This window comes from Proteus genomosp. 6 (assembly GCF_040139785.1).
GTDB lineage: Bacteria > Pseudomonadota > Gammaproteobacteria > Enterobacterales > Enterobacteriaceae > Proteus.
Window position 1 is genome coordinate 1 of sequence record NZ_JBEEVJ010000001.1, and the last position, 21,328, is coordinate 21,328.

Here is a 21,328-nt window from a genome sequence, read left to right on the forward strand (position 1 = left end):
GAACTCAGAAGTGAAACGTTGTAGCGCCGATGGTAGTGTGGGGTCTCCCCATGTGAGAGTAGGGAACTGCCAGGCATTAAATAAGACGAGAAAGCCAACCCAATGGGTTGGCTTTTTTGCGTTTGGGGTTTTTAAAAAGATCAAAAATCAGTGAATTTTAAATATTATTCTAAATTCTGAATATAAAAATGCCCTAAATTAGGGCATTTTTTATGATCTTTTAACAAAAGTTATGACGAGAAAATGCAGCGAGTACTGTTCTTTCTGAAATTTCTAAATAGTCTTCCATTGTTGTTGCGGCTTCTTGTGCTTTTCCATCCATCAACAGCATTAAAATCTGTTCATTTTTTTCAATATAAGGTGCGTGTAGTAATTGAGGATCATTGAGTAAGCCAAATGCTAAACGTAATTCAGCTAGAATAAGTTGGTATTGTTTAAACAGTCTAGGGCTATCTGAAAGCTCAACAATCGCGGTATGAAAGTGCATATTGCAGGTTCCTACACCGTTCCAATCTTGTTGTTCTTGAAAAATTTTTGCTTGATTAACACTATCTTGCATTCTAACAATAGCGGGATGCATGGGATAAGAATGTCGTAGAGCATCACATTCAATTAATCGTCTTACACGATAAATATCCATGATACTTGCCATATCTGGTACAGAAACAAAAACACCACGATTAGGTTTATAAGTCAAAAGCCCTTCTTGGGTAAGAACGCGGAAAACCTCTCTTAAAGTATTACGCGATATTTCTAGCGTTTCACTTAATGCAGTTTCTGACAATCTTTCGCCAGGAGGTAATTCTCCAATAGTGATTTTTTGCCGAATAATATTTGCAACTTTTTGAGAAAGAATTTGTGGAGATGTTTTTTTCTGCATTATCTTCTGCTATTAGCTTAATAGAAGCGTCTATTCTATCAGTGTGTTTTGTAATATATAACCTCTATTATGCCACTCTGTCGTACTTCTCACTGTATCGAATATAACTTTCTATTTATTTCCATCAAAAAAAATTAATTTTTCCTTACGATATTTTAGTGATTAAACATATTTTTCCTTCTATATTAGCGCACTATTTTTGTGCATTTGATCTTTTTATGCCTCATTTAAGTGCATATTCATGACTAATTAACGAGTCATAATTGTCAATAAAATGTTAAAAATGCGATCTTGTTTGCACTTTTATCATCCCATATTTAAATCTATTTGCTTATTTATTCATCTATTATTATTAATTGTTCAACAATCTAATATCAGGTGATTAACAATTACGTATTCATGCTCAACAATGGCACGCTAATTGCCTTAGTAATAATAATTAAAATAATGATGATAAAGGGGGTAGCTCATGGCTACACAAGACACTGCAAATACAACATCAAATACGTTTATAAAAAATAGACGTTCTTCTCTGATAGCTGCCATTTTTTTAATGGCAACGTCAGCAATTGGGCCAGGTTTTATTACTCAAACTGCAACCTTTACTGCCACTATGGGAGCCGCATTTGCGTTTGGTATTTTGGCATCAATCATCATCGACTATGTTGTTCAGCAAAGTATCTGGCGAGTGATCACGGTTACCAACATGCGAGCTTCAGATATTGCTAACAAAGCAATACCTGGCAGTGGCTACTTACTTGCTGTATTAGTTATTTTTGGCGGCTTAGTATTTAACGTGGGTAACATTGCAGGTGCTGGCTTAGGGCTTAATGCAATGGTTGGTCTTGATCCTAAATGGGGCGGGATCTTAAGTGCTTTACTTGCGATCTATATTTTCTCATCACGCAAAGCCAGTAACTTTATTGATCGTATGATCATTGTTCTTGGTATCGTTATGATCCTACTGACGGTTTTTGTCATGATTGCGTCTAATCCTCCAGTAGGTGAAGCATTAAGACAAACTGTTTTACCTGATGCAATTAACTTCGCTACGATCACTACAATTGTTGGTGGGACCGTAGGCGGTTATATCTGTTATGCGGGGGCTCACCGTCTCCTTGATAAAGGAACAACGGGGATTGAGAACATTGATGCGGTATCAAGCGCTGCAACCAAGGGAATTTTAGTCGTTGGATTAATGCGCTATATCCTGTTCCTTGCCATTTTAGGTGTGGTTGCCAGTGGCGTAACATTAGATATTTCTAGCCATGCAGCAAATCCAGCTTCTCAAGCATTTCAACATGCAGCGGGTTTAACTGGATTACGCATCTTTGGCCTTATTTTATGGGCTGCTGCATTAACGAGTGTGATTGGTGCTGCTTATACCTCAATGTCATTTATTACTGTATTTAAAGAAGGTGTTACTGAGCGTCAACGTAATATCGCAACCATTATTTTCATCGCTATTTCACTCGCCATTTATATGGTAATGGGAACTGCACCGGCTGCATTATTAGTCTTTGCCGGTGGTTTTAATGGACTCATTTTACCTATTGGTATGACACTTTTCATTTTTGTTGCATGGCGCCGCCAAGATCTCATGAATGGTTATAAATATCCTGCATGGCTACTGTGGTCTGGTATTTTTGTCTGTGCGCTGACTTGGTATATGGGCATTATGTCCGTGGGTGCTATTTTCAACTACCTCAACATTGCTTAAGAGAATAATAACGATGATAAAAGCAGTCGATTTAAACAGTGATTTAGGTGAAAGCTTCGGTCAATGGACAATGGGCAATGATGATGCAGTGCTTGAAATTGTCAGTAGTGCAAATATTGCTTGTGGCTTTCATGCAGGTTCACCAGATGGAATTTTAAAAACATTAAAAGCAGCGAAACAACACAATGTCGCGATAGGGGCTCACGTCGCTTATCCTGATTTAGTGGGTTTTGGTCGCCGTAATATGGATATCGCCAGTGATGAATTAACCGCAGATGTGATTTATCAAATAGGTGCATTACAAGGATTAGCTAAAGCGGTTGGAATGAGTGTGACTTATGTTAAGCCTCATGGCGCGCTTTATAACACTATTGCTCATGATAAACGTCAAGCACTTGCTGTTATTGATGCGATCCTCTCCATCGATCCACAACTTATATTAGTTGCTTTAGCCGGATCACCCCTTATTGAACTTGCAAAGGAAAAAGGGCTTCGTGTGATTGCTGAAGCCTTTGCAGATAGAGCTTATCATTCTGATGGCACATTAGTTTCTCGCAAAAAAGAGGGTGCCGTTTTACATGATCCCAAACTTGTTGCACAACGCATGTTACGCCTTGTGCAAGAAGGTGGAATTGAATCTATAGAAGGTATTTTTACCACGATACAGGCTGATTCTATTTGTGTTCATGGTGATAGCCCAGATGCTGTAGCTCTTGCCAAAAGTGTAAAAGAAATTTTAATTAATCATGGTGTTAGCATTAAGCCTTTTGCCCCTTCTTCACTGAACAATGAGGTGTAAAAATGACTTATTTAATGAAGGCAACACCTGAGGCAATCACAAAAGCACAAGAAGCTCGACTTGCCATTCGCAATGGTTTGGATATTCCAACAGCGGGTATGGCAAAAGGAATGACACAAGCTAATATGATTAGTTTGCCGCGTGATTGGGCATTTGATTTTCTGCTTTATGCTCAACGTAATCCAAAAAGTTGCCCTATTTTAGATGTGTGTGAATCAGGAAGTTATCGCACTGTTTTAGCAAAAGACGCTGATCTACGCACTGATATTCCCCGTTACTGTGTTTGGGAAGATGGCAAATTAGTTGATGAAATTACGGATGCCACTGAGATTTGGGCACAGCATCCGGATCTAGTCACTTTCCTTATTGGCTGTAGTTTCACATTTGAAACGCCAATGTTAGAAGCGGGCATTGAAATCCGCCATATCACAGATAACAGCAATGTTCCGATGTATAAAACGAATCGCTTATGTCGCCCTGCTGGGCGATTAGAAGGCGAGTTAGTGGTTTCGATGCGTCCTATTCCTGCTGACCGAGTTGCTGATGCTGTAATGATCAGTGGTCGATTTCCTTCTGTACATGGTGCTCCGGTTCATATCGGTTCACCAGAAGCGCTGGGTATTAAAGACATTATGTCACCCGATTTTGGTTCTCCAGTAAGAATTGAACAAGGTGAAATCCCTGTATTTTGGGCTTGCGGTGTAACTCCACAAGCGGCAGTTATGCGTTCAGGTGTACCTTTCGCCTTAAGTCATTCTCCGGGACATATGTTTATTACGGATGTGCCTGATGCGGCTTATCACGTATAAAGGAGGAAGATACTTTGCGCTTTTTACCCGTTAATTTATCTCACTTATTAGTTGAGCTTTCTTCTTTGAAAGAGACGCTCGCATTGTATGAATCTGTCAAACAAGCGAATATTGCTGCTATTCAAGATATTGTACCCGCGGCAAAAACACTCTTAATTCACTATACGCCGTGGCTAATCACGGCTGAAGAACTTGTGTGTCAGCTTCGACAATTAGAAGTCAAAGCGATATCAGCTCGTCAAACACAATCATTAACGATCCCTGTTCATTATCAAGGTGAAGATCTTAATGAGGTCGCTGAATTATTAGGGATCGCTACCAATGAGGTGATCCGCAGGCACACAGAACAAACCTATCAGGTTGCATTCACTGGTTTCGCCCCAGGTTTTGCTTATTTGATTGCCGATGAAACGCAGCTCTATGTGCCTCGCCGTAAAACACCTCGCACACGAATTCCTGCTGGATCTGTCGGATTAGCCGGTGAGTTTAGTGGTGTTTATCCACAACAAAGCCCAGGTGGTTGGCAATTAATTGGCACCACAGAAATAAAAATGTGGGATCTTTCTCGTGAACAACCTGCCTTTTTATTACCAGGTAATGAAGTGCATTTTGTTGATGCCCAAAAATCCCCAGTAACAGTTTCATTACCTGAGAAAAAATCAGCAGTAGCTTCCCAGCTCTCGTTAAATGATAAAGGGTTATATGTCATTTCAGCGGGGCTACAAACTTTATTTCAAGATGAAGGGCGTATTGGTGCGGCATCAATGGGCGTATCTGCTTCAGGTGCACTCGATAAGCCAGCCTTACATGCAGCTAATCGTCTAGTGGGTAATCCTATCTCATTTGTGGCGCTTGAAATAACGCAAGGTGGATTGACGCTTAAAGCACGACAAGACTGTGTGATTGCATTAACCGGTGCAGATTGTTCTATTTTATTAAAACATGAATCGGGTGAGGGCGAATATTTATCAGGTTATCAGCCTATAGATGTTCGTTGTGGTGATGAAATTATTTTAGGTATGCCAAAAGCGGGTGTACGTAGTTATCTAGCCGTTAGAGGTGGTTTTGAATTACCAGCGGTTTTAGGCAGCCATGCGTTTGATACTTTAGCGCAAATTGGTCCTAATGCTTTACAAGAAGGTGACGTGCTTCATCTTAATCACGAAAGTACGCTAAATGGGATTATTGCTGAGGAACAACCTACATCAACACTGCCAAAACAAGGCGATATCGTTACGCTGGATGTTGTTCTAGGCCCTCGTACAGACTGGTTTACAACGGATGCAATAAAGACGTTAACGTCTCAATTATGGCAAGTGACACCACAGTCTAATCGTATTGGGTTACGTCTGTTGGGCGAAATACCTCTGGCACGAGAGCAACAACAAGAGCTATCGAGCGAAGGCACTTGCATTGGTGCAATTCAAGTTCCGATTAATGGGCAACCTGTTTTGTTCCTTAACGATCACCCTTTAACAGGAGGATACCCTGTTATCGGCGCTGTTGCTGAATATCACTTACCACTCGCAGGGCAGATCCCTGTTAACGCTAAAATTCGTTTTAATCCAATTACCGAATTTCAAGAATATTGATAGGAGAATGCCACTCATGACAACAATTAACCAAAAACAACGAGTGAAGCATAGAGTACTGATTGCCAACAGAGGCGAAATCGCTGTTCGTATTATTCGAGCTTGTCAGGACTATGGCGCGACTTCCATCGCTATTTATGCCAATGATGATATTGATGCACTGCACGTTCGTCTTGCTGATGAAGCTTATGGGCTCAATGGTAATTTGCCGAAAGAGAGCTATCTAGATATTAATAAAATTATTGATATTGCCCATAAAGCCAATGCCACGATGATCCATCCCGGTTACGGTTTTCTTTCTGAACGAGCTGACTTTGCAAAAGCGGTACAAGACGCGGGATTTATTTGGATCGGCCCTAACCCAGAAACGATAGAAGTACTTGGCGACAAAGTGAAAGCTCGCAAAATTGCACAATCTGTTGGTGCTCCTCTTGTAAATGGTACGGCTGATCCTGTTAATGATGCCAAAGAGGTTCTAGATTTTGCTAAACAATATGGTCTACCCGTTGCCATTAAAGCTGCTTTTGGTGGTGGAGGTCGAGGTTTAAAAATCGCCCATAAAATGGAAGAGATTGAAGAGCTTTATCATTCAGCAGTACGAGAAGCTGTAACAGCTTTTGGACGTGGTGAATGTTATGTCGAACAATTCTTAGATAAACCTCGCCATATCGAAGCGCAAATTATTGCAGATAAACTGGGTAACGTTGTGGTTGTAGGAACGCGAGACTGTTCATTACAACGTCGTAATCAGAAGTTAATTGAAGAAGCACCAGCACCTTATTTAACAGATGAACAACGTGAACGTATTCACCAATCAGCTAAAGATATTTGCGCTAAAGCGGGCTATGTGGGCGCAGGTACAGTTGAATTTTTATTAAGTGCTAATGGGACTATCTCTTTTCTTGAAGTAAATACGCGTTTACAAGTTGAGCACCCAGTTACCGAAGAAACCGCAGGTATTGATTTAGTGATTGAGCAATTACGTATTGCGGAAGGTTTACCACTAAGTATTGATAAAACCCCCGTTCCACGCGGTCACTCTTTTGAATTTAGGATCAATGCAGAAGATCCCGCCAAAGGCTTTTTGCCAACACCGGGTTTAATTACGCATTTCTCTCAGCCTTCAGGTCCAGGTATTCGTGTAGATAGTGGTGTTGCTGAAAATAATCAGGTTTCACGTCAATTTGATTCCATGATGGCGAAATTAATCGTCACTGGGGCAACGCGTGAACAAGCTATTTCTCGTGCTCGTCGAGCATTAGCTGAATTTAAAATTGAAGGCGTGGCAAGTGTATTGCCTTTCCATTGTGAAATGATGGAGCATACTGATTTTACTAAAAACTTTAAAGTGCATACTCGTTGGATTGAAACTGATTTTCAGGCAAAAAATACCCATTTCCCTCGTAGCACACAGGCAAAAAATGAAGAGCTAGTACGTACTTTTATTGAAATTGATGGTCGTCGTCACGAATTAGCTTTACCTGCTCAATTACTTTCTCTCTCTGCGGTAATACCGACAGCAATCGGTGCGAGCCATGAGAAAGAAGAGAATGAAAAAGCCGTCACTGCACCTATTTCTGGTGTATTACATAGCTGGGTTTTATCTGATGGCGACAAAGTCAAAGAAGGCGATGTCATTGCTATTATGGAAGCCATGAAAATGGAAGTTCAGGTTGTGGCTTCTCGTAATGGTGTGTTACTGCAAAAAGCGAAAACAGGTGATTATTTTTCAGCAGAAACCATTTTGGCTGAAATTAACTAAATGATTAATCAATAAAATATCTTTTTTCAAAGTGAGCTCTTTAATATGAATAAACCTCATATTAAGGAGCTTTTTTATAACAATGAAATTTATATTCCTATTTGTTATATCTAATTCCTTTTGGTTATAAGTTATTTTGCCTATAATCGAAGCTTGTGAAATTTTGAGCAAAAAGGAAATAAGATGTTGCTTGTAACACAACTGCTTATTGGCGCTACGATAGGGTTAGTTATTACAATAACTGGTGTTGGCGGTGGTGTTATTTTATTGCCAGTTCTTATTTATCTTTTTGGTATGAATGCACTAGCGGCAGTTGCGACAGCAAATTTACTTTCTATGCTAATGAAACTCTCATCTTCTTATATCCATTTTCGTTTAGGCAATATTCCATTAAAACCTGCACTATTGATTTTGGGGATCATGTTTCCTACGACATTTTTAGCGAGTTATGGCGTGACATGGTTGGGATCACAACCTCAATATTATGCTCGTGTTGAATCTGCAATTAATATCTTAATGATTGTGGCTATTGTATTTTCGCTGTTCTTATTTTTACAGCGAATGATAAGAAAATCATCACTTTCAGCTCCATTGAGCCCTTTATCGGCACCTTCTTCTGTTACTTTTTCTTCCTTATTTGTGCCGGGAGTAAGTGCTGGGTTTGTACTTGGTGCAACTGGCGTAGGAGGGGGATTAGTGGTGTTGCCTGTGTTAATGCGTTTTGCACAAATGGGGATTAAAGAGGCAATCGGCACTTCTATTTTTATTACCACGATCCTTTCTGGTGGATCAGCTATCGCTTATAGTGCTGGTGGTTATACCGATGTTCACACGGCACTTATTCTTTGCTTAGGCTCATTACTCTCTATTCCATTAGCACGCTATTTACTTGTGTATTTATCAGAGCGTTTTTTCCAATATTTAACACTGTCTTTTATTCTGATCAGCATCATTATGATGAGTTGGAAATTAATAAATTAACTTAATGTAATATCGAGTGAGTCAATCTTTCTCTTATTACCTTTAGTTAGACTAAACTTATTCTATCATCATTAGATTAACTATTAAGAGTAAGTAAAAACGAGATGAACATTAAAACAGGTGATGAGTTTTTAGTTTATATGGCGCTGGGTGAAGAGAGTTATATGAAAGAGTATTACCGTGTGATTGAAATTGATCCAACGCTTTCCCAAGTGACAGGTAAATTACTAAGAAGAATGACAGCTGATGACAAAAATATTGGTTTAGGTCGTTGCGAGTTAGAGGGTGGTATTGAACAATTTGCGTTAGAAGATATCTATCCTGTTAAAGAGTGATCCGTTATTGGGATCACTCTCTTTACTTAATTTGTTGCTTAGGCAGCGGGCGCATTTTCAGGTAATGCAGATTTTGGTAAGCCAAACACTTTGTCAAATACCCAGTTATAAACGAAGGTATAACAAGGGATGATGATGATCAGTGCAAAGTCCATCACTAACGCTTGCCATAACGAAACATTAAGCCACCATGCTATTAACGGAATTAAATAGAGCACCAGTGTTAGCTGAAACCCAATCGCATGTACTAGGCGACGTCTAAATGTTCGAATTCTTGAAACCTGCCGACTCTCCCAAAATTCAAATAGACAGTTATAAATAAAATTCCAACTCACCGCGATTGTTGTGATCACAAGCGCTAATGGGCCAGTTACTGCTGTTGAGCTATCAGCCAAAAGTGCAAGCCCGACTGATGAAATAACCCAGCCAAAAATTTCATAAGCTGTCACGTAGACAATTTTTCGTTTGATACCTTGCATTGTGCTCTCTTTTTCTGTGGATCTGTGTCGTTAAGCATCGTAAGATAAATCAGTAAGAATGATAGAAAAAGTTAGCTAGTATCAATTTGACTGAAACATCAGGAGTGAACATGCAGTTCTCAAGTGAACATATTGCGATATTTTTAGCCGTGATGGATAAGGGATCTTTCTCTGCGGCTGCACGTTCATTAAAACGCGTTCCATCAGCAGTCAGTATGGCAATTGCGAATATGGAAGCTGAATTAGGTTATGCACTTTTTGAGCGTTCATCACGAGAGCCACAGCCCACAGAAAAAGCCAAAGCACTTGAACCCCATGCCCGAATGATTGCAGAGCAATTAAAATTATTACAAGTGCATGCACAAGAGCTTTCGATGGATCTCGAAAGTGTCTTAAATATTGGTGTTGCGGCTGATATTAATCCTGATTATTTATTACCTGCGTTATCTGAATTAACGCAACGTTATCCGTTACTTAATGTGAATGTGATAACAGCTGCACAAGATGACATAATTGAAATGCTACATGCGCGTAAAATACAGCTCTGCTTAGTTTATGGTGGAATGTATGTTAATGGTGATGAGCAATTTCAATATTTAGGTTCTGAATCACTTGTTGCAACAATATCAGCCAGCCATATAGCTCTTGCTCACCCCGCAGGTGTATTTATTGAAGATTTAGTGAATGTTCGCCAAATCATTATTGCCAGTCATACTCAGGAATTACGTGATGTACGCTCTTTAGTGGCAACGAATTATTGGCAAACTGATAGTTTTCAAATGGCATTAGGTATGGTTGAAGCGGGAATGGGCTGGGGGAATTTACCGTATTCACTGATTTATACCCAATTACAAAAAGGTAAGCTCAAGCAGCTTCAGTTTAAAAATACCAAAAATGAGTTGCGATTACCTATTCATGCTATGTGGCTAAAAGGGGAGTCGTTACAAAAAGGGGCAAAAGAGTTAGTTGAGCTGATGAATACTCACCAGCCCATCGTACCTAATTTTGATTAATCTACACGTTGTTGATGAACCCAAACGGCAACTTCAACACGAGATTTTAGCTTCATTTTTTTCAGTAGATGTTTGACGTGTACTTTGACCGTACTTTCAGTGATATCAAGCTTACGTGCGATCATTTTATTTGATAGCCCTTGCGCGATCAGCTTTAAAATATCGCGTTCACGCGGGGTGAGTTGTTCAATATCTCGCTCACCTTCAGAACGATCTTCACGTAATGACTCGGCCAAAATAGGGGTTAACGTAGGGCTGACGACCATTTTCCCTGCGGCAGCTTGTTTAAGAGCCGCAAGTAATTCTTCCGGCTCCATATCTTTTAAAAGATAACCATCAGCACCACGTTTTAAGGCGGTGACTAAATCATCACTGTAGTTTGATACACTAAACACGACGATCCGACCTGATAACGACTTTAATCGCAGTTGATCAAGTGTTTCAAAACCATTCATTCCTGGCATATTCAGATCGAGTAAGATTAAGTCAGGATCTAACTCTTCAGCTAGTTTCACACCTTGAATACCATCTCCCGCTTCCCCAACGACAGTTAGTGTTGTATCAAGACTTAAAAGTTGTTTTACACCATTGCGTAGCATCGGGTGATCATCAATGAGTAAAATTGTCGCTTTTTCTGTGGAGGATCCCATATTATTCATTACGACTTGCTCCAATTTAGACAGGGTCTTTATGAGTAGTTATTAATGGAAATTTAACAAACACTTGAGTACCGCCCTGTTCGCGTACTTTTATAGTATAAGAACCATTTAGGCTATTTGCGCGTTCACGCATAATAATAAGACCATAATGATTTAATTTTTCAGGGTTAGGGCTAATTCCTTCACCATTATCATTAATTTTTAGCTCAACCATGCCATTATCAAGTGATAAAGAGACTTCCGCCCAGTTGGCATTGGCATGTTGTAAAATATTATTTAACGCTTCACGCACAATTTGAACCACATGAATGCCTTGATGTGAATTTACGCATTTTGCAGGTAATTGATAGTCAAAATTAATAGCAAAACCAAGGCGTTGATTAAATTCAGTTAATGTACTTTCTAACGCAGCAAGTAATCCTGGTTCAGTCAGTTTTAAGCGAAACGTGGTTAACAGTTCTCTTAATTGGCGATAAGCCACATTAAGCTCTTCACGCATCTCTTTGAGTAGTTTTTGGCAATTATCGGGTAAGGTTTCTGACTGCATCTGCAAATAGCTGACTTGCATTTTTAAACAGGAAAGTGATTGGGCAATAGAGTCATGTAATTCGCGAGCAATTGCCGAACGCTCATCCATTAATAGAAGCTGTTGCTGTTGCTCGTTTTGTTGTTCCATTGCCAGCATGGCTGAAATTTGTTTTGTCAGTAATAGCATTAAATTATTTTGTTCATCCGTTAAAACCGTATTTTCAGGTAACTGCATAACAAACAAGCCATAACGATGGATTTGATCGGCTAATTCCCAATGTAATAACTCACTATTTAGCAAAGTTGCTATTGGCGTATTATCTTCACAACGTTCACATTGCTGATCAGGGCAATGATGCGGGCGTGATTGAGGCGCTAAACTAATTTCATTAAACAGTGTGTGATGATTATCTTCATATAAGCGTATCTGCAAATACGCATTAGGAATAATTTGTTGAAGCTCAAATAATATCTGTCTTAATCGAGCACACAGCGGTGCGGGGGAGTGTAACTGCTGGCTTGAATGATAGAGGTAAGAGAGCACTTTATTTTTCTGTTGTAAGTCGTGCGTTTTTTCGACCACTCTTTTTTCTAATTCACTATACAGCGTAGAAAGCTCTTCTGACATGGTATTGAGTGCGATACCCAATGTGGCAATTTCATCATGGTGTGCGCGCTGATGAAAACGTGCTGAAAAATCACCATGACCAATCGAATTCGCCATCGCCATTAATTGTTGCCAAGGATGTAATAAACGACGGCGAAAATGCCAAACAGAGCCAAACAGTAATAACAGAGTGAGCGCAGTAAAAATTAGCTGGGTATAAGCCACCATCCTTATTTTTTGCTCTGTTAGCTGGTCTATACTTAACACTAACTTATCGAGTTGAGAAACAAAAAAGATAACTTCTTCTTTTGCATCATCACGTTGTTTTGCATAGAGCAATGTTGGTTTTAAGGTATCTTTCCAGTAAGTATTTAATTGAGCATATTGTGATTGTAGCGATTCATTGCTTAAGACTTGAAGTAATTCACTACTGTCTAAGTCGGTTTCTAATTCGTGAAGATAATAACGATGTTGTTCATCTAGGGGTAAAGCAGATAACAAGCGATAGCTCTGCATACGCAAAGAGCCTGATTTATTAATCGCATGGGCATTACCTTGCACACTTAAAATAATATGGTTAGAAACCGCCATACCCACAACACCCAATAGGGTGAAAAGTAACATTAATATTGCGATTTGATTAATAATTGAAAAACGGTAATGCCATTGGATTTTATGAGTACTCATCGCTATTTTTCCAAATTTATTCAGGCACTATCTTGCCTTAAAAAGGCATCAAATGTCATATACTACTAAAGTATTACCCCTAAATATCTTATGGAGGTAATTTCACTTGTAAATTATAGCGGTTTTAATTTAACTTATTAATTTAAAATGAAAAATAAAGGATAACCCTATTAATACTTAGGTGTAAAGAACGATTTTAGCTTAAAAATCAAACAAATCTTTGCTTGATGCAGATCATGACTAATTAACAATTCTAATCGTAAAAAGGTGCCAATCTAACCGTTAATCGAGGTTGTTATGGCACTCACTCAACACCCAGAAAAAATGAGAAAAGGGGTGATCGAAGATTGGCATCCTGAAGATAAAGCTTTTTGGGAAAAAACTGGTCAAAAGATCGCTTCACGCAATTTATGGATTTCTGTTCCTTGTTTACTCTTATCATTCTGCGTATGGATGCTTTTTAGTGCAGTTGCAGTAAATTTGAACAAAGTCGGTTTTAACTTTACCACAGATCAGCTATTTATGCTGACGGCACTACCTTCTGTTTCTGGCGCTATTTTACGCGTTCCTTATTCATTTGTTATTCCTATCTTTGGTGGCCGTCGTTGGACTGCGATCAGTACCGTATTTCTGATCATTCCTTGTATTTGGCTTGGTTTTGCAGTGCAAGATACCACAACGTCTTACTCAACCTTTATTGTGATTTCACTATTATGTGGTTTCGCAGGTGCAAACTTTGCATCAAGTATGGCAAACATCAGCTTTTTCTTCCCTAAAGCACGTCAAGGTGGTGCATTAGGATTAAATGGTGGATTAGGTAATCTTGGCGTAAGCGTTATGCAATTAATTGCCCCATTAGTGATTGGTGTGGGTGTTTTTGCAATGTTTAGTGGTCCCGGTGTTGTTCAACCTGATGGTTCGCACTTATGGCTAGAAAATGCGGCGTGGGTTTGGGTGCCTTTCTTATTGTTTTTTACCTTTGCTGCTTGGTTTGGTATGAATGATCTTGCCGCTAATAAAGCCTCTTTAAGTCAGCAATTACCTGTTTTAAAACGGGGTCATCTCTGGTTATTAAGTATTTTATACCTGTGCTCTTTTGGTTCATTTATTGGTTTCTCTGCGGGTTTTGCCATGTTATCAAAAACCCAATTCCCAGATATTGTCATTCTGCATTATGCCTTCTTTGGACCTTTATTAGGGGCTTTAGCACGTCCTGTCGGTGGTGCGCTTTCTGATAAATTTGGTGGTATTAGAGTTACGCTGATTAACTTTATCATCATGGCAATATTCTCTGCATTACTCTTTTTAACGTTACCTGAAAACGGTGCTGGTGGTTCGTTTATCGCGTTCTACGGTGTCTTTATGGTGCTGTTTTTAACCGCCGGTTTAGGCAGTGGTTCTACATTCCAAATGATTGCAGTGGTGTTTAGAAAAATCACTGTTGATCGCATGAAAGCCCAAGGTGCCACAGATGACGCGGCTCAAAAAGAAGCGGTAACAGAAAGTGCCGCAGCGCTTGGTTTTATCTCTGCCATTGGTGCAATTGGTGGATTCTTTATTCCTAAAGCCTTTGGTACATCATTGGCTATGACTGGCTCTCCTGCCGGTGCCATGAAAATCTTTGTTCTATTTTATATCGCCTGCGTCTTGATCACTTGGTTGGTCTATGGACGTAAACACAATAAACAATAATGACGAATTATACGCAATGTGAGAGCGCTCGCGCGCATTGGGAGAGTATCTGATGAGTAAGTTTCTCGATAGATTCCGCTATTTCAAACAACTTGGCGATACCTTTTCAAAGGATCATGGCCAAGAGCTAAATGTTAATCGTGACTGGGAAGATGGTTATCGCAGTCGTTGGCAACATGACAAAATTGTACGTTCTACTCATGGGGTAAACTGTACAGGTTCATGTAGTTGGAAAATCTACGTCAAAAATGGGTTAGTCACATGGGAAACCCAACAAACTGACTATCCGCGTACACGTCCTGATTTGCCTGATCATGAGCCTCGTGGCTGTCCTCGTGGTGCAAGCTATTCATGGTATTTATATAGCGCGAACCGCGTTAAATACCCAATGGTACGTAAACGCCTCGTTAAATTATGGCGTGAAGCAAAAGCACAACATAGCGATCCCGTTGATGCATGGGCTTCTATTGTTAACTCGCCAGAAAAAACCAAAAGCTATAAGCAAGCGCGTGGTCGTGGTGGTTTTGTTCGCTCTTCATGGTCAGAAGTGAATGAAATCATTGCAGCTTCTAACGTGTTTACAGCAAAAGAGTTTGGTCCTGATCGTATTATCGGTTTCTCGCCAATTCCTGCTATGTCGATGGTGTCATATGCGGCGGGTGCGCGTTATTTATCGCTTATTGGTGGCGCGTGCTTAAGTTTCTATGATTGGTATTGTGACTTACCACCTGCTTCGCCAATGACTTGGGGTGAGCAAACAGACGTACCAGAATCAGCCGACTGGTATAACTCTTCTTATCTGATTGCGTGGGGTTCTAACGTACCTCAAACCCGTACTCCTGATGCGCACTTCTTTACCGAAGTTCGTTATAAAGGCACTAAAACAGTTGCCGTAACGCCTGATTATGCTGAAATCGCTAAACTGTGTGACCAATGGTTAAACCCAAAACAAGGTACAGACAGCGCAATGGCAATGGCGATGGGACACGTTATTCTTAGCGAATTCCACGTTAAGCGCCAAACAGAATATTTCCGCAACTATGTGCGCACTTACACTGATATGCCAATGTTGGTGATGTTAGATAAACACGACTCAGGCAAATTAGTTGCAGGTCGAATGTTACGTGCCTCTGATTTAGTGAACAATCTAGATCAGGAGAAAAACCCAGAATGGAAAACTGTTGCCATTGATGAGCAAACCCAACAATTGGTTGCTCCTCAAGGTTCTATGGGCTTTCGTTGGGAAGGAGCGGCTAAATGGAATCTTGAGCCTAAAGACGGTAAAAGTGGCGAAAATGTCACATTACAATTAGGTCTTTTAGATAATCATGATGATATTGTTGATGTGGCATTCCCTTATTTTGGTGGCATTAAAAGCGAATATTTTGAAGGTGTTGCGCTTGATGATGTGCTTGTTCACAAGCTACCGGCTAAGCGTATTACACTTGCGAATGGTGAAGAGAAATACATCACAACAGTTTATGACTTATTATTAGCCAACTACGGTGTTGATCGCGGTTTAAATGATGAAAACTGTGCGTCAAACTACGATGAAATCAAAGCATATTCACCCGCATGGGCTGAAAAAGTTACAGGCGTAAGCCGCCAAGATATCACCCGTATAGCGCGTGAATTTGCGGATAACGCAGAAAAAACACATGGTCGTTCAATGGTGATTGTCGGTGCAGGTATTAACCACTGGTATCACATGGATATGACTTATCGTGGCATTATCAATATGCTGATTTTCTGTGGTTGTGTCGGTCAAAGTGGTGGTGGTTGGGCACACTATGTTGGACAAGAAAAACTGCGCCCGCAAACTGGTTGGTTGCCATTAGCCTTTGGTCTTGACTGGCAGCGTCCGCCTCGTCATATGAACAGCACCTCGTTTTTCTATAACCACTCAAGTCAGTGGCGTTATGAAACCGTATCGCCAACAGAGTTATTATCGCCATTAGCGGATAAATCTCGCTTTAGCGGTAGTTTGGTGGATATGAACGTGCGTTCAGAACGTATGGGCTGGTTACCTTCCGCACCTCAATTAAACTTAAACCCATTGTCTATTGCGAAAAAAGCACAAGAAGCGGGTGTGAGTGCGGCTGACTATACCGTTAATGCATTGAAGTCAGGTGAGATTCGTTTTGCATCAGAACAGCCTGATAACCCACAAAATTTCCCACGTAATTTATTTATCTGGCGCTCTAACTTGTTAGGTTCGGCGGGTAAAGGGCATGAATATTTACTGAAATACTTGCTGGGTACTGAAAACGGCCTGCAAGGTAAAGATTTAGGCGAACAAGGTCAAGTCAAACCACAAGAAGTGGAGTGGCAAGATAAAGGCGGTGAAGGTAAAGTCGATTTAGTGGTGACGTTAGACTTCCGTATGTCGAGCACCTGCCTATTCTCAGATATCGTTTTACCAACCGCAACGTGGTATGAAAAAGATGATATGAATACGTCGGATATGCATCCGTTTATTCATCCATTAACAGCCGCGGTTGATCCTGCTTGGGAATCTAAAACAGACTGGGAAATCTATAAAGGCATCGCTAAAACCTTCTCTAAATTATGTGTGGGTCATTTAGGTGTTGAAACTGATTTAGTGACATTACCTATTCAGCATGACTCAGCCGCTGAAATGGCACAGCCTTTCGATGTGAAAGATTGGAAAAAAGGCGAATGTGACCTTATTCCGGGTAAAACCGCACCACATCTTATTCCTGTAGAGCGTGATTATCCTAATACCTATGCTCGCTTTACGTCATTAGGCCCTCTAATGGATAAATTGGGTAATGGCGGTAAAGGGATCAGTTGGAATACACAAACAGAAGTCGATTTCCTGAAAAAACTGAACCGTGTTCGTCATGAAGGTGCTGCAAAAGGGCGTCCAGCGATTGAAACAGCAATTGATGCAGCTGAAGTTATCCTCTCTTTAGCCCCTGAAACTAATGGCCAAGTAGCGGTAAAAGCTTGGGATGCACTGAGTAAAGTGACAGGACGCGATCACACTCATTTAGCTAAAGTAAAAGAAGACGAAAAAATTCGTTTCCGCGATATTGTTGCTCAACCTCGTAAGATTATTTCAAGCCCGACATGGTCTGGTCTTGAAGATGAGCACGTCTCTTATAACGCCTGTTATACCAACGTTCACGAGATGATCCCTTGGCGTACGTTAAGTGGTCGTCAGCAATTGTATCAAGATCATGAGTGGATGCGTGCTTATGGTGAAAGTTTAGTGGTTTATCGTCCACCAATTGATACCAAAGCCATTGATGCAGTTAAAGGCAAAAAACCAAATGGTTTCCCTGAAAAAGCGCTGAACTTCCTGACGCCTCACCAGAAATGGGGTATTCACTCAACATATAGCGATAACTTACTGATGTTAACGCTTGGTCGTGGTGGCCCTGTGGTTTGGCTGAGTGAAGATGATGCTAAAGAGATGGGAATTAGTGATAACGATTGGGTTGAAGCATACAACAGTAATGGTGCGCTAACGGCGAGAGCGATTGTCAGCCAACGTATTCCTGATGGCATGATTTATATGTATCACGCACAAGAACGTCAAATAAATCTGCCAGGATCTGAAATAACAGGAATGCGTGGTGGTATTCACAACTCTGTGACGCGTGTTTGCCCTAAACCAACCCATATGATTGGTGGATATGCTCAGTTGGCTTATAGCTTTAACTATTACGGCACTGTGGGCTCTAACCGTGATGAGTTTGTTGTGGTGCGTAAAATGAAACAGATTGATTGGCTTGATGGTGAAGGTGATGCTTATCAACAGACCCTGAATGGACAGGAGAAGGCATAATGAAAATTCGTTCACAAGTCGGTATGGTACTGAACCTCGACAAATGTATCGGTTGCCATACCTGTTCAGTAACCTGTAAAAATGTTTGGACGAGCCGTGAAGGTGTTGAATACGCATGGTTCAATAACGTTGAAACAAAACCAGGTACAGGGTATCCACAAAATTGGGAAGACCAAGAGAAATGGAAAGGCGGTTGGATCAAAAATATCAAAGGTAAATTGGTACCAAGAATGGGCAACCGTGTTGGTCTATTATCGAAAATTTTTGCCAACCCAGATGTCCCAGCATTAGATGATTACTATGAGCCATTTGATTATGACTATGAGCATTTAAAAAATGCACCAGAAGGCTCTTTACCGACAGCACGACCTCGTTCGCTGATCACCGGTCAGCGCATGACCAAAATCGAAAAAGGCCCAAACTGGGAAGACGATTTAGGTGGCGAATTTAGCAAACGTGCTGCGGATAAAAACTTCGCCAATATGCAAAAAGAGATGTATGGGCAGTTTGAAAATACATTCATGATGTATTTACCACGTTTATGTGAACACTGCTTAAATCCTGCTTGTGTTGCAACATGTCCAAGTGGTGCGATTTATAAACGTGCTGAAGATGGCATTGTGCTTATCGACCAAGATAAATGCCGTGGATGGCGCATGTGTTTAACCGGATGCCCATACAAAAAAATCTACTTCAACTGGAAAAGTGGTAAGTCAGAAAAATGTATTTTCTGTTATCCACGAATTGAAGCCGGTCAGCCAACACTGTGCTCAGAAACTTGTGTAGGACGTATTCGTTATCTGGGTGTGATGCTGTATGACGCAGATAAAATTTCACAAGCCGCCAGTGCGGATAATGAAAAAGATTTATACCAAAGCCAATTAGATATCTTCTTGGATCCATTTGATCCTGAAGTGATCAAAGCCGCTGAAGAGCAAGGTATTCCATTAAGTGTGATTGATGCAGCGCAGCGTTCACCTGTTTACAAAATGGCGGTGGATTGGAAGCTGGCATTACCACTGCACCCTGAATATCGCACCTTACCAATGGTTTGGTATGTACCACCTTTGTCACCTATTCAGTCTGCTGCTGATGCGGGCGTGCTACCACATACAGGCGTTCTGCCTGATGTAGAAAGCTTACGTATTCCAGTTCAGTATTTAGCAAACTTACTGACAGCTGGGGATACTGCACCTGTGTTATTAGCATTAAAACGCATGTTAGCGATGCGTCATTATAAACGTGCTGAAACCGTAGAAGGCAAAACAGACTTAAGTGCATTAGAGCAAGTAGGTTTGACTGAAGCGCAAGCACAAGAGATGTATCGTTATCTAGCTATTGCAAATTATGAAGATCGCTTTGTTATTCCATCAAGCCATCGTGAACTTGCAAGAGAAGCTTTCCCAGAACGTAATGGTTGTGGTTTTAGCTTTGGTGATGGTTGTCATGGCAGTGATAGCAAATTTAATTTGTTTAATAGCCATCGTATTGACGCGATTGATATCACATCAAGAACACCTCAAGACGAACGCCGATCAGAGGAGAAAATATAATGATCTCTCTGAAAGTCATTTCACATCTCTTAGATTATCCCACACAAGAATTGTGGGATAACCGAGGCGAACTTATCGATGCATTACAGGAAGCTGATGAGCTTCCTGTGACTCAAGTTGCGAAATTAATGGCATTTATTCATACCTTAACGCAACAAGAGTTGTTAGATGCGCAAGCCAATTACAGCGAGCTTTTTGATAGAGGGCGGGCGCGATCACTACTGTTATTTGAACACGTTCATGGTGAGTCTCGTGATCGTGGTCAAGCAATGGTTGATCTACTCAATCAATATCAACAAGCAGGGATCACATTAAGTAGTCGTGAACTTCCTGACTATTTGCCTACTTATCTTGAGTATTTAACGCTCCTGCCAACGACAGACTGTATTGAAGGGCTAAATAACATTGCGCCTATTTTGGCGCTGTTAGGTGAGCGTTTGAAACAACGAGGCAGTGATTATCACGCGCTCTTTGATGTGTTGCTTTGCCTCTCACAAAGTGGATTGGAAGCATCACAACTGACTGCTCAAGTAGAAAAAGAGCCTTTAGATGATACACCTGCTGCATTAGATGCTGTGTGGGAAGAAGAACAAGTAACGTTTCTTGGCGAAGGTACGCAATGTGGCAGTGGCAAAATCAGCCAACATCAGCGCCGTTTTGCACAAGAGACGACAGTTCAATATCTCAACGTGGGGAATTCGTTGGATACGGGAGCACAAAAATGAATTACATCAATATGTTATTTTTTGATATCTATCCCTATATTGCTGGTGCCGTTTTTATTTTCGGTAGCTGGTTACGTTACGACTATGGTCAATATACATGGCGAGCCGGCTCTAGCCAGATGTTAGACAAGAAAAATATGCGATTGGCTTCTAACTTGTTCCATATCGGGATCATCGGTATTTTTGCTGGTCATTTTCTGGGAATGCTAACACCTCACTGGATGTATGAATCTTTCCTGCCTATTGAATACAAACAAATTATGGCAATGGTCGGTGGCGGTACTTGTGGTGTATTAATGCTGGTGGGGGGCGTGATGTTATTAAAACGCCGTTTAACCAATCCACGGGTTAGAGCTACATCTTCATTTGGTGACATCATGATCTTAACGCTTTTGGTTATTCAAGTAGCGCTAGGTTTACTGACTATTCCATTCTCAGCACAACATATGGATGGTAGCGAAATGATGAAGCTGGTGGCTTGGGCACAATCTATAGTGACTTTCCACGGCGGTGCTTCGGCTCATCTTGAAGGTGTCGCATTCGTGTTTAAATTGCACATTTTCTTAGGTATGACGATTTTCTTATTGTTCCCATTCTGTCGATTAGTTCATATTTGGAGCGTGCCAGTTGAGTACTTAACTCGTCGCTATCAAATTGTGCGTAATCGTCATTAATGAATACCCATCTCCTGAT

General features: G+C 40.7%; 17 protein-coding genes and 1 rRNA gene. 14 read left to right on the top strand and 4 right to left on the bottom strand.

Going from position 1 to position 21,328, the window contains the following annotated elements:
* A 5S ribosomal RNA gene (gene rrf / locus ABN212_RS18820) occupies positions 1 to 75 on the top strand; the annotation flags it as partial.
* 145 nt (positions 76 to 220) lie between these two features.
* Here the strand turns inward: rrf and ABN212_RS00005 are convergent.
* Positions 221 to 880, bottom strand: a complete 660-nt coding sequence (locus ABN212_RS00005) for a GntR family transcriptional regulator (protein ID WP_198630452.1) — start codon at positions 878 to 880, stop codon at positions 221 to 223.
* A 469-nt stretch (positions 881 to 1,349) separates the two neighbouring features.
* Between ABN212_RS00005 and ABN212_RS00010 the strand changes: the two genes are divergently transcribed.
* The 7 genes from ABN212_RS00010 to ABN212_RS00040 all read left to right on the top strand — a co-directional run bounded on the left by ABN212_RS00010 (position 1,350) and on the right by ABN212_RS00040 (position 8,878).
* Entirely contained in the window at positions 1,350 to 2,600 is a 1,251-nt protein-coding gene (locus ABN212_RS00010) for an NRAMP family divalent metal transporter (RefSeq protein ID WP_160229930.1), read from the top strand.
* 13 nt (positions 2,601 to 2,613) lie between these two features.
* Positions 2,614 to 3,399 carry a LamB/YcsF family protein gene (locus ABN212_RS00015; RefSeq protein WP_198619229.1) on the top strand — a complete coding sequence of 262 codons (786 nt, stop codon included), beginning with the start codon at positions 2,614 to 2,616 and terminating at the stop codon, positions 3,397 to 3,399.
* Positions 3,400 to 3,401: 2 nt separating this feature from the next.
* Entirely contained in the window at positions 3,402 to 4,208 is an 807-nt protein-coding gene (locus ABN212_RS00020; RefSeq protein ID WP_198619230.1) for a putative hydro-lyase, read from the top strand.
* 14 nt (positions 4,209 to 4,222) lie between these two features.
* Positions 4,223 to 5,800 carry a 5-oxoprolinase/urea amidolyase family protein gene (locus tag ABN212_RS00025; RefSeq protein ID WP_198619231.1) on the top strand — a complete coding sequence of 526 codons (1,578 nt, stop codon included), beginning with the start codon at positions 4,223 to 4,225 and terminating at the stop codon, positions 5,798 to 5,800.
* A 16-nt stretch (positions 5,801 to 5,816) separates the two neighbouring features.
* Complete coding sequence (locus ABN212_RS00030) at positions 5,817 to 7,562, top strand: acetyl/propionyl/methylcrotonyl-CoA carboxylase subunit alpha (protein ID WP_349442665.1); 1,746 nt, start codon at positions 5,817 to 5,819, stop codon at positions 7,560 to 7,562.
* 183 nt (positions 7,563 to 7,745) lie between these two features.
* Positions 7,746 to 8,543: a sulfite exporter TauE/SafE family protein gene (locus tag ABN212_RS00035; RefSeq protein ID WP_349442666.1), complete on the top strand. Its 798-nt coding sequence runs from the start codon at positions 7,746 to 7,748 to the stop codon at positions 8,541 to 8,543.
* A gap of 104 nt (positions 8,544 to 8,647) precedes the next feature.
* A complete protein-coding gene (locus tag ABN212_RS00040) occupies positions 8,648 to 8,878 on the top strand; it encodes a hypothetical protein (RefSeq protein ID WP_349442668.1) in 231 nt (76 codons plus the stop codon).
* Between the two features lie 38 nt (positions 8,879 to 8,916).
* On the opposite strand, the gene ABN212_RS00045 is transcribed toward ABN212_RS00040, so the two are convergent.
* The gene (locus tag ABN212_RS00045; RefSeq protein ID WP_109374292.1) at positions 8,917 to 9,357 is read right to left on the bottom strand and encodes a PACE efflux transporter; all 441 of its coding nucleotides are present in this window, start codon (positions 9,355 to 9,357) and stop codon (positions 8,917 to 8,919) included.
* A gap of 110 nt (positions 9,358 to 9,467) precedes the next feature.
* On the opposite strand from ABN212_RS00045, the gene ABN212_RS00050 reads away from it, so the two are divergent.
* Complete coding sequence (locus tag ABN212_RS00050; protein WP_198619233.1) at positions 9,468 to 10,370, top strand: LysR family transcriptional regulator; 903 nt, start codon at positions 9,468 to 9,470, stop codon at positions 10,368 to 10,370.
* Here the strand turns inward: ABN212_RS00050 and narL are convergent.
* Entirely contained in the window at positions 10,367 to 11,020 is a 654-nt protein-coding gene (gene narL, locus ABN212_RS00055; RefSeq protein WP_109374313.1) for a two-component system response regulator NarL, read from the bottom strand. The two genes, ABN212_RS00050 and narL, sit on opposite strands and share 4 nt — an antisense overlap.
* Positions 11,021 to 11,045: 25 nt before the next feature.
* On the bottom strand, positions 11,046 to 12,851 hold the full coding sequence (narX, locus tag ABN212_RS00060) for a nitrate/nitrite two-component system sensor histidine kinase NarX (RefSeq protein ID WP_198619234.1): 1,806 nt from the start codon (positions 12,849 to 12,851) through the stop codon (positions 11,046 to 11,048).
* A 297-nt stretch (positions 12,852 to 13,148) separates the two neighbouring features.
* On the opposite strand from narX, the gene ABN212_RS00065 reads away from it, so the two are divergent.
* The 5 genes from ABN212_RS00065 to narI are packed head-to-tail and all read left to right on the top strand — an operon-like array spanning position 13,149 to position 21,309.
* Positions 13,149 to 14,543 carry a NarK family nitrate/nitrite MFS transporter gene (locus ABN212_RS00065; protein ID WP_349442669.1) on the top strand — a complete coding sequence of 465 codons (1,395 nt, stop codon included), beginning with the start codon at positions 13,149 to 13,151 and terminating at the stop codon, positions 14,541 to 14,543.
* Positions 14,544 to 14,595: 52 nt separating this feature from the next.
* Positions 14,596 to 18,357, top strand: a complete 3,762-nt coding sequence (locus tag ABN212_RS00070; RefSeq protein WP_198632038.1) for a nitrate reductase subunit alpha — start codon at positions 14,596 to 14,598, stop codon at positions 18,355 to 18,357.
* On the top strand, positions 18,357 to 19,910 hold the full coding sequence (gene narH, locus ABN212_RS00075) for a nitrate reductase subunit beta (RefSeq protein WP_088493882.1): 1,554 nt from the start codon (positions 18,357 to 18,359) through the stop codon (positions 19,908 to 19,910). Before ABN212_RS00070 ends, narH begins: the two co-directional genes overlap by 1 nt.
* Entirely contained in the window at positions 19,910 to 20,635 is a 726-nt protein-coding gene (gene narJ / locus ABN212_RS00080) for a nitrate reductase molybdenum cofactor assembly chaperone (RefSeq protein ID WP_167392502.1), read from the top strand. The genes narH and narJ overlap by 1 nt, the downstream gene beginning before the upstream one ends.
* On the top strand, positions 20,632 to 21,309 hold the full coding sequence (gene narI, locus ABN212_RS00085; RefSeq protein WP_349442671.1) for a respiratory nitrate reductase subunit gamma: 678 nt from the start codon (positions 20,632 to 20,634) through the stop codon (positions 21,307 to 21,309). The genes narJ and narI overlap by 4 nt, the downstream gene beginning before the upstream one ends.
* Positions 21,310 to 21,328: the final 19 nt, after the last annotated feature.

Bases quoted from the DNA above. Each gene is read 5' to 3' on its own strand.
- ABN212_RS00005 (WP_198630452.1), bottom strand. From the start codon at position 880: ATGCAGAAAAAAACATCTCCACAAATTCTTTCTCAAAAAGTTGCAAAT.
- ABN212_RS00010 (WP_160229930.1), top strand. From the start codon at position 1,350: ATGGCTACACAAGACACTGCAAATACAACATCAAATACGTTTATAAAA.
- ABN212_RS00015 (WP_198619229.1), top strand. From the start codon at position 2,614: ATGATAAAAGCAGTCGATTTAAACAGTGATTTAGGTGAAAGCTTCGGT.
- ABN212_RS00020 (WP_198619230.1), top strand. From the start codon at position 3,402: ATGACTTATTTAATGAAGGCAACACCTGAGGCAATCACAAAAGCACAA.
- ABN212_RS00030 (WP_349442665.1), top strand. From the start codon at position 5,817: ATGACAACAATTAACCAAAAACAACGAGTGAAGCATAGAGTACTGATT.
- ABN212_RS00035 (WP_349442666.1), top strand. From the start codon at position 7,746: ATGTTGCTTGTAACACAACTGCTTATTGGCGCTACGATAGGGTTAGTT.
- ABN212_RS00040 (WP_349442668.1), top strand. From the start codon at position 8,648: ATGAACATTAAAACAGGTGATGAGTTTTTAGTTTATATGGCGCTGGGT.
- ABN212_RS00045 (WP_109374292.1), bottom strand. From the start codon at position 9,357: ATGCAAGGTATCAAACGAAAAATTGTCTACGTGACAGCTTATGAAATT.
- ABN212_RS00050 (WP_198619233.1), top strand. From the start codon at position 9,468: ATGCAGTTCTCAAGTGAACATATTGCGATATTTTTAGCCGTGATGGAT.
- narL (WP_109374313.1), bottom strand. From the start codon at position 11,020: ATGGGATCCTCCACAGAAAAAGCGACAATTTTACTCATTGATGATCAC.
- narX (WP_198619234.1), bottom strand. From the start codon at position 12,851: ATGAGTACTCATAAAATCCAATGGCATTACCGTTTTTCAATTATTAAT.
- ABN212_RS00065 (WP_349442669.1), top strand. From the start codon at position 13,149: ATGGCACTCACTCAACACCCAGAAAAAATGAGAAAAGGGGTGATCGAA.
- ABN212_RS00070 (WP_198632038.1), top strand. From the start codon at position 14,596: ATGAGTAAGTTTCTCGATAGATTCCGCTATTTCAAACAACTTGGCGAT.
- narH (WP_088493882.1), top strand. From the start codon at position 18,357: ATGAAAATTCGTTCACAAGTCGGTATGGTACTGAACCTCGACAAATGT.
- narJ (WP_167392502.1), top strand. From the start codon at position 19,910: ATGATCTCTCTGAAAGTCATTTCACATCTCTTAGATTATCCCACACAA.
- narI (WP_349442671.1), top strand. From the start codon at position 20,632: ATGAATTACATCAATATGTTATTTTTTGATATCTATCCCTATATTGCT.